Below are 13,329 nucleotides of genomic sequence, written 5' to 3' on the forward strand. Positions count from 1 at the left end.
ATGGCCGGAATAGAAGGAACCTTGATTAACATTACCTCAACCATGCTGTGATTAAAACTGATGAAGGGCGAGTGCTTATTCTCGTGCAATAGCGCAGAGTATGAATGAAATAATGGTGACTGGGCTGCTCAATGGTTTGGTAACTGCCCTTACTTGTTCTGTATCCTTGTATTTCTGGAGTCAATCCTTGGGGGCTTGCTATAGTCATTGATTTAGTAATGATATTAGCTTTGATGATTGCAGGGAAAGTTGGAGCCGTAGTGCCTATTGCGCTAAAAAAGTTTGGTATGAACCCTGCCCAATCATCGTCAATCGTGTTGACCACTATCACTGATATTGCTGGTTTCATGTCGTTTTTGGGAATAGCTTTGTTGCTATCAGATATGCTGCCAAGAAATTAAATAGTAAGGCCTACTCAAGGTTTAATAAATATTTTTTATAGCTTTTTACTGCTATAAAACGTTAACCCATTAGGAATTTATGCTCAAAGATATACTGATACATCCAGTTTTAATTTCTTTAATCGTTATCAGCCTCGCGTTTGGTTTAAAAGCGCTGGTAGATAAATTAGCCAAAGAGCGCGCCGAAAAAAAGCAGCTAGATGTTAGAAATACGTCTCATAACATTAAGCATTTTATTAATTTCATTATGATGTTGTTGCTGTTGTCTATATGGGCTGCTGAAATTCAGAATTTTGCATTATCGATTGCGGCTTTTGCTGTAGCTATTGTGATTGCTACAAGAGAGTTTATTCAATGTGTGATCGGTTTTTTCTATCTGGTCACAACTAGACCTTTTAAGATAGGTGATTGGATTCAAGTAGGTGATTATTTTGGCGAAGTGGTGGAAACTGACTGGATAAAAACGACGTTGCATGAAATCGACATCAATACTTATCAGTTTTCAAGAAAAACAGTGTATATCCCCAACAACAAACTGATTACCAGCGCCATAAAAAACTTAAATTTCAGTAAGCGTTATGTCACCCATCATTTTATGATTGTGCGTAAAGAAAGTCTTAACCCTTATTCCATTTATGAAACATTATCCAACAAAGCCAAACATTATTGTGAAGATTTTATAGATGTCGCAGGTCGATATAATTCTGTTATTGAAAGAAAATTAGATGCTCAAGTATCTGGTCCAGAGCCTGAAATATATTTTGGTACTACAGAAATTGGAGAATTTAAGGCAAGTTTCACCTTGTTTTGTCCGATTGAAAAGGCTCTTGATATTGAACATAAATTGACAAAGGATTTTATGACGCTTTGGTATAAAGAACTGAGTAAGCAGAATACTAAGGCTTAATAGCTAAGAGTTATTTAAAAACGCACTGGGTAAATAGACCTGTTCAATTCAACTATACGTTGTTTTTTAAAACAGAGGCATTTTTCAGAAGGGGTAAACTGCCAATGCCTAGCTCCATTGCACAAAAACTTTCCTTATCAAAACCTAATCTTATATATCACTATCTGTTAGACGGAATGAAGTGCCAATTGGTCATAAGGTGACTTTTTAAATTAATATTCTTAAAATGTGACTTCTTTTCGTTTTGACTAGTCTATACCTGTGAACGCCATTTAGACGCGTTGTAATGCTGATAGTAAATTAGTCAAATAATTAGAAAGGGCTAAGCACCGTGATTGGCCCATTTTACGTTTAGTTGGAGAATCGCCATGAGCCCGGATGAAGAACAGTTAAAAAAGCTGTTGAACCAAAGTGCGCCTGTTACTGATGAAGATAAAGCATTACAACAGGTTCTCAGAAAATCTACGAACACAACAGCAATCAAAGATGTTGGCAGCCTTTTTGTTGGTTGGTTTTGGGTTTTGTTGTTAGGTTTTGGTGCGTCAGCATATTCAGCAAAACGTCGCTTCGACTTGCGTCAAAAGCTAAAACAAACAAAAAACAACAAAAATTGAAATTACACACCTTATTCAAAAATGGAGAACCGACATGAACATAGATATTTGGACCCAATCGTTTGGCAATGCCTTGACGCGCTTTTGGACAGAAATTGCTGGGTTTTTACCTAATTTGATTGCCACTATAATTTTCATTTTTATAGGTCTTTTATTGTCTAAATTTGTGACCAAGTGGTTTGCAAAGGTCATTGAGAAAGTAGGCTTTAATACGCTTTGCGATATGCTGGGTATCGAGAGGGGATTGAAAACCTTGGGGTTTAAATTAAGTCCGTCGACGCTTGTAGGACGTATCCTTTATCTATTTTTTGTGCTGATTATTCTTGTTGCCGGTGCAGAAACGTTAGGGTTAGACAGGCTGTCGTCTCTGTTGGATGAGTTCGTGTTGTATCTTCCTAAATTAGTTGGCGCAGTGGTGATTACAGTTATTGGTTTATTTATTGCTAAGGCAGTCAAAAAACAAGTAGAAGCGTCTTTTGAGAATATGGGTATTGAGTTTGGTGACGCTGCAGCAAAAATGCTTCAAATGTTAGTGATATTCATCACCTTTTCATTAGTTGTTGGCCAACTTCAATTAGAAACAGAACTGCTAAACACTATTTTTACTGTGTTAATAGCGAGTATGGGAGTCGCCCTCGCGTTGGCGTTAGGTTTAGGAACCAAGGCCATCGCAAACAGTATTGTTTCAGGCATATATGCAAGAGAACAATTGTTACCAGGAGATGAAATTGAATTTGATGGTTTTATTGGAAACGTTATTCAGGTCAGCACCGTTAATACCATTATAGAAAACAAAGACGGACTACAGATGAGCATTCCTAATCAAGACTTACTGACTAAGACCTATACCATAACCAAGTTGGCTGAACGCTGGGAAGAGTCTTAAAAACATTAACCATGAAAACCACAAGGCTAGGTGCCAGTAGAGTCTCAGAGAGGTTGTCGCAGCTAGATGACAGTGAGCTTCTAAGGATTGCTCGTATTCAGTTGCCCTATGTGACAACTGCATATGAAGTGATCTTTCATAGATATCACTCAAAATTAATACAAGTCTGTTACAGATATCTTGGCTCGATTGAAGAAGCAGAAGAAACTGTGAGCGACACATTGTTAAACGTGTTTAACAATATCCATCGCTTTGAAGGACGCTCCAGTTTTAAAACATGGATATATCAGATTGCCCATAATCAATCATTGAACCGTCTCAGGAAAAAAAAGCTGACGCTTGTTGCTATGGATGAGGCTGATTTTATAGCGGAAGAACAAGTTGAATCTGTGTCAATTGAATACAATGAAAAGATTGATCTTTGGTTAGCTAACCTGAGTGTGGAAGAGCGTTCAATTGTGGTGTTTAGGATCGTTAGCGGACTAAAATTTAATGAAATCTCAGAGATTGTAGATCAGAATCTGAGTACTGTGAAAATGCGTTATAAACGTGCATTGGAAAAAATACCAAATAATACTAAGAAGTAGTCTGTTAGATGGACACAATGTATCCGCATCCCATATATTTGGTACTACGACTCTTATTTCTCAAATTTTAATGAATATTTATCTGACGCGTTGTCGGTAAAAAATAAGGTAGATAAAATATTTTAAAATTTAAAATATCCTTCAGGTACACCGTTGTACTTTGCGTCAGCATATTTATTCTATCGACTATTTCCTCCTTCAGTTCAAAAGGAGTGAAGCGACATGGACTGATTCGGAATACAAATGAGGACCGCTGAGAAAAAATTGCGGTTATTGATGTGCTCAAGTGCCTGTCGTGCCACAGAGAGTTTGAAGACAAAATCGCAAAAAAAGTCAGTGAAAATTCGGGAGTTTAAGCAGTATCAAATTTTAAGTTTTTGACTCCAAAAATAAAAACATGGATAAAATATTCATGGAATAAATTACCCTAGCTACCAAAATTATTATTTTGTTACGTGGAAAAGTGTTCGTGAGCCAGCATATTTTGATGAGGCCTATGTGGCATCCACAGAAAGCAGTATTTTTCTGAATTTAAATAATAAAGTGATATGGACTATGGAAAAGAGTACCAAAAAAATTACAGAGCCGAGGATGTTATTACAGATCCTAAAGGTAAGTCTGCAAATATTTCGGGATTGATTTTTAACAGCTTAAAATCGGAAAACTGTTAATCCCGGTGGGAAAAACAATAAAAAGTATTTGGTACCTGAATTTACAAATTTTTCAATAATAGAAGTGTTAATTATTATGTATCAAACTGATGGGCTAGCGTTGTGCTCGTCCATCAGCGAAAGTCGCGCATGATTTCATTTAAAGACCGTTGATAGGATTTATAACCTGACTTATAAATAAGCTCTAATTAAGCGTTTTGGGAATGCTCTGAAGTAATTCCTCGTAGTGCGCATAATTTTTAGTCATATCCATTTTATTAAGAAATTCAGAGCAGGTTAGATACGCCAATAAATAACGAGCATCTTTAACCCACGGTGGTAAGTATTTCGCCGGTTGGCAGAGACCCATTTCTTCTAATTTGTATAAGACAGGTATGTCTTCAATATCCATTTTCCCGCAAAATAATAACTTCAGACAATCTGCCCTGCCGTTAGCTGCGATGGCTTTTAAAAAATTGTGTACGCGGATAAATCCTTCTAAATAGACCCCATCTTTAGTAAAGGGTGCCCCACCGGTTTAACACGCCACCTCGGAATACTCTTCGGGTATTTTCGTAAGCCTGCGATTCGTTGCCAATCCGCTCTAAAAAATAGTGATATACGTCTAAAAAGTTGGCCCCTTCGATTGCCATTTGTATCGCTAGAATACGATCTGCAAGTCTACGAAGACGGTCTAAATCTATTGCGTTAGTAATGTACTCAGAGAATACGGCTAAGCCTTCTTGTGTCTTAGTGGTGCCAGGATGCCCCGCGGCTAATATTTTAAGATGCGGTTGATGCAAGCCATTAATAGATGTGGCAACATGAATATGTGCCTCATGACTAATAAGCTGCTGCGCATCAAGATCGGTAAAACACGCCGTTTTTCTGATCCTAATAAGCTTTGGGTTTGCTAATGCATTGGCAGAAAGCTCATCTACAATTTCGACTTGTGGGGCTTCGTCACCGAACATCTTCACAACTGCATCCTGCATTTGTTTAGCTATATCAGAGGCGAGGTAACACATTGGAGGTGGGGCGCCTAAGTCGTAGTTCGCGTAACTGCTAATTTGTTTGTCAAATGTATTGGCTAATTCCAGCGGTGTTGATTTACCATCAGTAAAAGGGTTAGTTGGCTTACCATATAACTTTTCAGAGAACTCATAAAACTTCTTAGTGCCTGCAGATGCCATCATTAAAGCTCCATATTCAAGCTTAATTGAGATACGTTGTAACCAGTTATCTATGTCCGTATTTCCAATCAGGGCTCTAGCTTCATTCACTAAGGTTAAGGTTTTACTCGGGTCAAATTGTGGATAGTTAACTTTAGGCAGTTCTTTACATTTATCTGCAAAAAATTGACGCTTAATATCCCTGTTCCATTCTAAGTGAGACAATATTCGAATCGGCTGGCTGGCACTGTATAATATTGAGCTGACCTTACAAAAACGTTCTTTCTCTAGTTCTTTTTTATTCATTAGATAATCAATCTCATCCTAATTTCAAGTCACCTGACAAGATAAAACTAATTTTTTAATCTTTCTAGGTGCGCTATCTACAAAGTAGCGTTTACTTAATCATTTGTGGCAAACTTGCAATGCAATACAATCACTGTCTTTACCAATAATCATTGTGGAGTCAACACGAACGCCACTTCCCGCATAGTTACCTTGTGCGGTAAACGTACATACCTGAACATAAAGATTGTTAATGCAAGGTAATGGGAATAGTTGCTGGTAAATTTTATCTCTGCCGTCAAATTGCCCTGGCTTTTCAGCTATTGTTTTTTGATGTTGATCGATTAACTGAATATTGGCACCACATCTTCCTACTATGGGTTTAACAACGTACCCAGAATTAGCTAACTCAGTATTGATTTCAAAATCAGCGTTTAATAATAGTGGATGGTTAGGAAATAGAGAGCAGAGTATAGGTAGTATTGCCTTATTACTTGGAATAAGTGTCCAAATAGGCTCAAACACCATAATGTCATCGTTAAGCAGTACATTAGCCAATGAAGGAGGGTGATTAAGATAATCTGCTCGTTTCTGACTGCCTTCATCTAGACGAAGTTCATCCAATGCGGTTTCCCAAGCCCAGGTTTTCCAAACCCATTTAATAACATTGCCCTTACAGTCCTCGATTTCTGTACTGGAGTTCCAACGCAGAGAATTCAGCCCTTTAACTAATTCACACTTATATCCAGCTGCCTCTATTGCACTTTTCATGAAAAGTGCGTGATAGGTTTCTTCTGGATCATCGTCTTGAAGAACATGAATGATTGAATTGATCTTACAACTCTTCCAAGCTTTCACTAGATGCTTAAAAAGCTCACCACCTGCGTCATACCCATCTTTTACATCAAAGTGTTTAAGCCATTTTCCTTGTACTTTACCTACCTCCATATAACAAGATGCAGAGTCACAATTGTATTCGTATACCTTTAAACCATTTTCAGACATGGCAAAGTCAAATCGACTGGTAATTAATTGATTTTTTCGATTCGCCCAAGAGGTTCTAATTTTTGTCAATATCTCATCTGGCAAGGTAAATTTAGTCAATAGCTCAGGGTGTTCGAGGGCATAATCAGTGGCATGCATAAACATTTGGTGAAGCTCATCAGTCGCTGATTCTAATGCCTCTTTAGCGGCAGCAGAGAGCTGATAATACTTTAGTTCACTGGAAGCAGCACAGGACAACTTGTGTCCCTGCATCATGTCAACAAAGGCGTTTTCATCTTCATTGGCCAGATTAAGCCATGGTGTATTTATCTTGCCATCATCTTTTGCTTCGCAAGGGATGATGTTAAACATCTCTTTATCGGGTGCGTCGAAACGCGTAGCGTGAGTGGGATCGTTGGTTTGTATTACCCAACCTAAAATAGTTGACTCAGCTGACGGACAATGTAACCAATAGTCGCCTGCAATGCCTACTTTTGCTTTGATTTCTCTAGAAAAATTTTGGCCATCTGGCCATTTTCCAAAGTCCTGATTTTGTTCTACTATTCTAATTTTGTCTTCAAAAACCTCAGTGATGATAGCCACATGCCCGGTTTCTACAAATTCACCTCCCTCATCCCATATTAATAAACACCCAGGCTCTGGGTGACGCTGCGAACCATTACTAAAGGCATTCAGAGGTAACTCTTTATTGTTCACTAAATCTCGTACATATCGCAGTCTAAAAATTTCATAAGCCATAGCAACATCATTAAAAATGTAGCCTTTGTTGGTATATAACCAGCGCCGGGTAAACTCGACACATTGCCACTTGTAGCCCATATAAATGCCGTCTACGTAGCTTCTAAAGTGACTCCGACTAGGGTAGATAGAGTCATCTACAGTGTTATAGTCCGATGAATATGAAATAACGCCACCAGGGGCTACGCCTAGCTCTTCACCAAAAGGAAGATCTCCGGTGATATGATGTTTAGCCATGTTTACTCCAAACCATGAGTAAAAGCTGAATGCGGTATACTACTATTTTTTTCATTTCACGATTTCTCATTATTTTCTCTATCCATAATGATAGGGATAGGTTTTGTTGCTGTGCCAGAATACAAACTGATATGTGAGAAGGGCATCTCAATATCTTGTTGATCGAACGTTTTCTTGATTTCTTGATACATAGTATTTTTTAAGGTTAAAAAATTTTCTCTTTTGGCCCAAACTGAAAATTGAATATCAACGGAAGAAGAGCCAAATCCAAGTAAAATAAACACTGGAGCGGGTTCATCTAAACACTGCGTATTTTTCGCCGCTACGTTGTTAAGGATCTCTTTTACTATTTCAATATCCTCTTTATAAGCAATACCAATTTTCAGATCCACACGTCTTATAGGAAACTTGGTCAAAGTGGTGACTTGAGTTTTAATCATGGACTCGTTTGGAAGTCTTACAAAGAGATTGTCAAAGGTTCTGACTTTTACCGAGAGTAAGTCGATTGATAATACTTCACCAGTGGTGTCGCCAACTCTTATGATATCTCCTACAGAAAAAGGTCTTTCCATCATCAAAAATAAACCACTAATTAAGTTTGATGCTGACGTTTGTGATGCAAAACCAATCGCTACGCTGAAAATACCGGCAGCACCGAGTACCACACTTAAATCAAATCCAAGCTCTTTCATCACTGATATAGAGGTAAGCACTAAGATCCCATAAAACACCACTCTTTTAAGCAATGTCATGCTATGGGGAGTTAAATTTGCAATCTTAAGACGGCCAATACCGTTTCTTGCGAAACGAGCCAAAAAATACCCAATGATAAGTATTAAGAAGCCTTTGCCAATGGCAAATACATGGAATTGTTCTATCAAGTTTAGCGTTGCGCTGGTTTCTTCCATAGCAATTTTTCCTAAAGTAATTATGGTTTAAGCCACTAAGCTTTTAATTGACCGCATAAATGTATTTGCATCAGCGACCTCTCTTGCAGCTGATACTAATGTGAGATCTGTTTTAGCGCTTTCTTTTATTAAGTTCTTTATGTCAAAGGACGGGCGGTCACCATCTAAGTGATGAATTAAATTTACTTTGTCAGTCCAAAACTGATGCGTGGCGTCAACATAAAGATTTAAAAATGGGGTGGGAAGGCTAATGCGTTCTATGATCAATACTTCATCATGTTCATTAGATATGTTTATTGTGGTGATGGCTCTGTGTGAACGTTTTTGGATATTATCTAATGTGAGTTTTGCATCTGTGTACTTTGAGTAGCATAGTTCACCGACCATTGTGTTGGGTCCAAACCATGAATCAGATGGCAGCCAGAATGGAAGGTCACTGATTGATAACGTTTCTTCATGAGCATAGAAAGCCAGCCATAAAGGAGAGCTGACATAGAGTTCTATTTTCTCTCCAGGAAGTATATTGAGAGCAGAGTGAGGCCTAACAATAATTGAGCGGTCAGCCAGAAGTGGTTTAGCAATTAGATTCTTCTGGGTGCTTTTAACCAAGTAGCGTTGAGGTAGGATATCTATTATAAGGTCCGTAAACGTCGTTCTCTCTAATACGAGATCTTCAAAGCTCTCTTCTCCAGTTTTCTCATTCCAAATTAGCCACTCGGCAGCTTTGCGTTGCACAGACATTTTGCGTTGACCAATCCGCCAAGTTTTAGCCTCATTTAATTCAAAATTAATCTCACCCCACCACTTTTTCATTTTTTACTCTTTTTATTCTGGATTGTTTCTAAAGACACTGAATATTTATTTTTACTTTGATAAGCATGAAATTTAAACCTCTGCATCATGCACAACTCACCTAATATTTTGTGAGCCGTAAATATTCTTTAATATATTGGCTCAAAAGGATATTCGTCATATAACTTTTTTTTAGCAAGCTAATTATCACCATTATCTAACACCAAACTTGCTTAAGAGACTTTCCAGTGCTTGTTATTTTGAGGCAGTAACATTAAGGGGTACACCGAACCCTACACACTTTAATTAGGCGATAGTTTTACTGTCTTTATGTGGGAATATAGACGATTCTTAAATCTAAAAAGACACAATCAAAGTGAATTTTTTTAATTTCTAGTGCTACCTTGTTGCCAATATTTATCATGACTTGACACTATTTGCTTAAATGGGATATTAAAGTCTTGTACTGTGGTTAACCGTTTATTTCCAAGTTTGATAGTCATCTCAACGAGTGCTTAAGATTCCACATAGACTCTTAAATGGTAGCTTTTGATATTGCCTGCATTCTTGGTTTCTATTTTACTTAGACTGAGAGTTAATCGGTTAATATTCTATAAGTTAGATTAAGCAAAACTAAAAAGGTGTGTCGGATGATTTGGGCTACTTTTGCAATTTTAGTTGGATTACCTGTTCTAATCTGGAGCGCTGAACGTTTTATTCATGGTGCTTCTTTTACCGCTGGCTATTTCGGTATTTCGCCGCTGTTTATTGGGATGTTTATCATTGGCTTTGGCACCTCTGCGCCAGAAATTATCGTCTCTATTTTCGCCGCGAACCAAGGCAACGGTGGTCTTGCTTTAGGTAATGCGTTTGGTTCCAATATCACCAACATCACATTGGTACTAGGCACTACAGCTTTACTCAGCCCCATTATAGTGAAATCAGAAATTGTCAGAAAAGAACTGCCAATTTTACTCGCAATTACATTCTTTGCCGTATGGCAGTTATTGGATCTTGAGGTTTCACATGATGATGCGTTCTCATTGCTTGGTATATTTGTATTATTGATTTCTTGGAGCGGATGGCAGGCGTTTAAGCGACCAAAAGATCAGCTGGGTAAGGAGGTGGCTATTGAGATTACTGATAGTCAGCTTCAGCTCAAATCGCATCTAATTTGGTTAGCCGTAGGTTTAATTCTGTTGATTATCAGCTCCAGAGTATTGGTGTGGGGAGCGGTTGAAGTAGCCCAATATTTTAATGTCAGTGATGTAATTATTGGACTGACTATTGTGGGTATTGGAACCTCGTTGCCTGAGCTTATTTCTTCCATTATCGCAGTAAGGAAAAACGAACATGAGTTAGCAATCGGCAACGTTGTCGGTTCTAATCTTTTTAATACACTTGCTGTTGTTGGAATCGCGGGTGTGATTCAACCCGTCCAGGTAGATGCTACCTTTTTGTACCGGGATGGCTTGTTAATGTTGGGCTTAACCATAGCGTTATTAATCTTTTGCTTAGGAATAAAAGGCCCAGGAAAAATTAACAGGTTCAAAGGTTTAGCATTACTGTTGTGTTTTGTAGGCTACAACGCATATTTGGTGTCTACACAGTTTTAGCGTCCTTGCTAAATGTATTTGTGGATTATTTTACAAAGCCTTGATTAAGAACTGTGACTTCACGTTGCGGGAATGGAATAGATATATCGTTGGCTTTAAGCGTTTCAAGGATAATGAGCAACAAATCTCCACCTACACGATTTTTACCATCGTCTATACCTTCAATCCAAAATTCAATAAACATGTTCACACCGTTATCGCCAAAACTATCGATTTCACAATCTGGGCGCTCTTCGAATGGAACATCTTCACCACTGATAACCTGAGGATGCTCAGCCACCGCTGCTTTAATTATTTCTACCATAGCACGTACATCTGTGGCATAAGCGACACTGAAATCAACTCTATAACGTTGTTTGGGATCTTTATGCGTCCAATTAATAAGCAACGAAGAAATAAAGTTTTCATTGGGAACTAAAATATCTTTACCGTCATAGGTTTCTAATACTGCATGACGCATTTTAAATTCTCGAACAAAGCCTTTTTTCCCGTCTTCCAGCTCAACAAAATCACCAATTGTCAGTGATTTATCCAGTAAGATAATAATTCCTGAGATAAAGTTTGATGCGATAGACTGTAAACCTAGCCCTAAGCCTACACCGACAGCCCCCCCAAATACGGCCAAAGCAGTTAGATTGACTCCCATTATGTTAAGCAACAATATAAAGACAATGCCGAACAAACCCACTTCAAATAACTTGGTAAATACTTCGCGAGTGCTTATATCAAGCTTGTGTTGGCTACGAATGATATCTTTACCCACATTGTTGGATGCACGTCCAAGCCAGAACAGCAGAGCCCCAAAAAACAATACTCGTGTAAGTCCATATAGAGTGACCTGAATATTGCCTACAGTTAAAGATATTTCTTCAAGCGCTTTAATAAAAATGGGCAGAACACCTAAAAGGTGCAATAAAAGAATTGGCAGTCCTATCCAACGAAACAATGTCGACATAAAATTGCTACTGACAAATTCTTTGATAATAGAGTAGAAAAATAACAACACGGCGATGGTGAGTGCTGCATTAATCAGCCACACCGGATATAAGGCTGATTCTCCTACCGAAAGTGAAATACGCAGTAATACTATAGCTACAAGGGGATAAACGATGCTACCGAGTCTATGAAGTATGTTGCTAAGTGGGTGTTCGATAGATATAGGTTTTTTATTGACCAGCAAGCTTCTTTTAACTGTGTTGGCATATATCCAGTAAGCTACAAAGTAACAGGTAATAATGATACCTACTTGAATATAGGTCGCGGGCTCTCCCAACTGTGACTGAGCTAATAGCCAAAGTTCTTGAAGTTTGTTAACAAAAAATTCTATGTCCATCGTTCAATCCTGTTATGTCAACTATTCTAACATGGTCCAAAATAATACAGTTCTATCAGACTTTTCCAAATAGTAAATAAATGCATTATTTAAAATATTACGGTAAAATTATAACGCTGCAAAAGTCAGGAAATTTTCACCGAGTTTTCACTCGTGTTGCTTATCTAGCCACTGACGTGTGTATCTGATGGAGGTTATGTTCCATTGCTTGATACCATTTGGCGTTTTTACAGTAACGATGTCACCCATCTCCTTCTTCAATAAAGCCCTAGCCATAGGTGAGTCTATGGAAATATACCCTGTAGCATCACCGTAAATTTCTTCTGGGCCGACAATTCGAAACTTTTTTACTTCACCCGCATCGTTTTCTATCTCGACCCAAGCACCAAAAAATACTCTACCCTCCTGCTCCTTTGAGTAATTGATGATTTTGAGCTCGGGTAGTAGCTTTCTAAGAAATCGAACACGCCTGTCAATTTCTCTTAATTTCCTTTTGTTATATTGATAGTCTGCGTTTTCGCTCCTGTCTCCAAGGCTTGCAGCCCAAGTTACAATTTTGGTGATTTCGGGTCTTTGTATGAGCCATATTTCTTCATGTTCGTCATATAGCTTCTTGTAGCCTTCAGGTGTTATAAGTTTTGTTTTCAAGCCTGAACCTTTCTTAAAATATTGGGGTAAATTGTAGATGTAACATTGTTCTAACCGGAATAACAAGTTTATCAATAGGCAAAACTGTTTACCTAGTTTTAATTGAGCGGTGCCTCACGTATTTCTACTTTTATTCAATAACATGGTAAGCAAAATTCAGTAGGGATTCTTCTTCGCTATGGGACTGATTATCGAGGTGGTAGACGTTGACGTAAAAGTTGCCACATCAACTAGGAATAAAAACTATTTTCTTAATACCAGTTATTACAATAAATAATTGAAGTTAACAGTGTGAAAATATACTTATCGACTATGCTTAATATTAATCAAGGTGAAGTAGGGTTTTTGTCAATAACCCCTACGAATTTTAATACTAGATACACTTTGAGGAACCTGGCGTAAAAAAGAGTTGCCCTTTTTTTCGCTCTTTACAGAGTCAGCTTAGAGTAAGAGAGACAGTCATAGTACCTTTAAACATGGCAACACTTGATTGGAGGTAAATATCGACATTAAAACATATAAAGTTGAAACATTATTTCGTCTAAATGAC

13 protein-coding genes are annotated in these 13,329 nt (G+C 37.9%); 6 read left to right on the forward strand and 7 right to left on the reverse strand.

Annotated features, from left to right (window positions below; genetic code table 11):
- Positions 1 to 218 precede the first annotated feature (218 nt).
- From C427_RS28015 to C427_RS23000, 5 genes are all read left to right on the forward strand, one after another.
- On the forward strand, positions 219 to 401 hold the full coding sequence (locus C427_RS28015) for a magnesium transporter (RefSeq protein WP_034900229.1): 183 nt from the start codon (positions 219 to 221) through the stop codon (positions 399 to 401).
- Positions 402 to 480: 79 nt separating this feature from the next.
- Positions 481 to 1,308: a mechanosensitive ion channel family protein gene (locus C427_RS22985; RefSeq protein ID WP_007642667.1), complete on the forward strand. Its 828-nt coding sequence runs from the start codon at positions 481 to 483 to the stop codon at positions 1,306 to 1,308.
- Between the two features lie 368 nt (positions 1,309 to 1,676).
- Positions 1,677 to 1,922 (forward strand): hypothetical protein, encoded by a 246-nt coding sequence (locus C427_RS22990; RefSeq protein WP_007642669.1) that lies wholly within the window; start codon positions 1,677 to 1,679, stop codon positions 1,920 to 1,922.
- Between the two features lie 34 nt (positions 1,923 to 1,956).
- Positions 1,957 to 2,808, forward strand: coding sequence for a mechanosensitive ion channel family protein (locus tag C427_RS22995; protein WP_007642671.1), 852 nt, complete (start codon positions 1,957 to 1,959; stop codon positions 2,806 to 2,808).
- A gap of 11 nt (positions 2,809 to 2,819) precedes the next feature.
- Positions 2,820 to 3,395 carry a sigma-70 family RNA polymerase sigma factor gene (locus C427_RS23000; protein ID WP_007642673.1) on the forward strand — a complete coding sequence of 192 codons (576 nt, stop codon included), beginning with the start codon at positions 2,820 to 2,822 and terminating at the stop codon, positions 3,393 to 3,395.
- An 855-nt stretch (positions 3,396 to 4,250) separates the two neighbouring features.
- Here C427_RS23000 and C427_RS28375 read toward each other — a convergent pair.
- From C427_RS28375 to C427_RS23020, 5 genes are all read right to left on the reverse strand, one after another.
- Positions 4,251 to 4,535: a tyrosine/phenylalanine carboxypeptidase domain-containing protein gene (locus C427_RS28375; RefSeq protein ID WP_269079252.1), complete on the reverse strand. Its 285-nt coding sequence runs from the start codon at positions 4,533 to 4,535 to the stop codon at positions 4,251 to 4,253.
- Positions 4,536 to 4,560: 25 nt separating this feature from the next.
- On the reverse strand, positions 4,561 to 5,523 hold the full coding sequence (locus tag C427_RS23005; protein WP_015431412.1) for a tyrosine/phenylalanine carboxypeptidase domain-containing protein: 963 nt from the start codon (positions 5,521 to 5,523) through the stop codon (positions 4,561 to 4,563).
- 99 nt (positions 5,524 to 5,622) lie between these two features.
- Entirely contained in the window at positions 5,623 to 7,482 is a 1,860-nt protein-coding gene (locus C427_RS23010) for a glutathionylspermidine synthase family protein (RefSeq protein WP_007642680.1), read from the reverse strand.
- A 56-nt stretch (positions 7,483 to 7,538) separates the two neighbouring features.
- On the reverse strand, positions 7,539 to 8,390 hold the full coding sequence (locus tag C427_RS23015; RefSeq protein WP_007642682.1) for a mechanosensitive ion channel family protein: 852 nt from the start codon (positions 8,388 to 8,390) through the stop codon (positions 7,539 to 7,541).
- A 27-nt stretch (positions 8,391 to 8,417) separates the two neighbouring features.
- Entirely contained in the window at positions 8,418 to 9,203 is a 786-nt protein-coding gene (locus C427_RS23020) for a hypothetical protein (protein WP_007642684.1), read from the reverse strand.
- A gap of 629 nt (positions 9,204 to 9,832) precedes the next feature.
- Here C427_RS23020 and C427_RS23025 point away from each other — a divergent pair.
- Positions 9,833 to 10,798, forward strand: coding sequence for a calcium/sodium antiporter (locus C427_RS23025; RefSeq protein WP_007642688.1), 966 nt, complete (start codon positions 9,833 to 9,835; stop codon positions 10,796 to 10,798).
- A gap of 25 nt (positions 10,799 to 10,823) precedes the next feature.
- Here the strand turns inward: C427_RS23025 and C427_RS23030 are convergent, their stop codons facing one another.
- Both C427_RS23030 and greB read right to left on the reverse strand, forming a co-directional pair.
- Positions 10,824 to 12,131 carry a mechanosensitive ion channel family protein gene (locus tag C427_RS23030; protein ID WP_007642690.1) on the reverse strand — a complete coding sequence of 436 codons (1,308 nt, stop codon included), beginning with the start codon at positions 12,129 to 12,131 and terminating at the stop codon, positions 10,824 to 10,826.
- Between the two features lie 147 nt (positions 12,132 to 12,278).
- Positions 12,279 to 12,779, reverse strand: coding sequence for a transcription elongation factor GreB (greB, locus tag C427_RS23035; protein ID WP_034900233.1), 501 nt, complete (start codon positions 12,777 to 12,779; stop codon positions 12,279 to 12,281).
- Positions 12,780 to 13,329 lie beyond the last annotated feature (550 nt).

The organism is Paraglaciecola psychrophila 170 (assembly GCF_000347635.1).
GTDB lineage: Bacteria > Pseudomonadota > Gammaproteobacteria > Enterobacterales > Alteromonadaceae > Paraglaciecola > Paraglaciecola psychrophila.

Excerpts from the sequence above, each read along its gene's own strand:
- C427_RS23015 (WP_007642682.1), bottom strand. The coding sequence starts at position 8,390 with ATGGAAGAAACCAGCGCAACGCTAAACTTGATAGAACAATTCCATGTA.
- C427_RS23010 (WP_007642680.1), bottom strand. The coding sequence starts at position 7,482 with ATGGCTAAACATCATATCACCGGAGATCTTCCTTTTGGTGAAGAGCTA.
- C427_RS23025 (WP_007642688.1), top strand. The coding sequence starts at position 9,833 with ATGATTTGGGCTACTTTTGCAATTTTAGTTGGATTACCTGTTCTAATC.
- C427_RS22995 (WP_007642671.1), top strand. The coding sequence starts at position 1,957 with ATGAACATAGATATTTGGACCCAATCGTTTGGCAATGCCTTGACGCGC.
- C427_RS23005 (WP_015431412.1), bottom strand. The coding sequence starts at position 5,523 with ATGAATAAAAAAGAACTAGAGAAAGAACGTTTTTGTAAGGTCAGCTCA.
- C427_RS28015 (WP_034900229.1), top strand. The coding sequence starts at position 219 with ATGATATTAGCTTTGATGATTGCAGGGAAAGTTGGAGCCGTAGTGCCT.
- C427_RS23020 (WP_007642684.1), bottom strand. The coding sequence starts at position 9,203 with ATGAAAAAGTGGTGGGGTGAGATTAATTTTGAATTAAATGAGGCTAAA.
- C427_RS22990 (WP_007642669.1), top strand. The coding sequence starts at position 1,677 with ATGAGCCCGGATGAAGAACAGTTAAAAAAGCTGTTGAACCAAAGTGCG.
- C427_RS22985 (WP_007642667.1), top strand. The coding sequence starts at position 481 with ATGCTCAAAGATATACTGATACATCCAGTTTTAATTTCTTTAATCGTT.
- C427_RS23000 (WP_007642673.1), top strand. The coding sequence starts at position 2,820 with ATGAAAACCACAAGGCTAGGTGCCAGTAGAGTCTCAGAGAGGTTGTCG.
- C427_RS23030 (WP_007642690.1), bottom strand. The coding sequence starts at position 12,131 with ATGGACATAGAATTTTTTGTTAACAAACTTCAAGAACTTTGGCTATTA.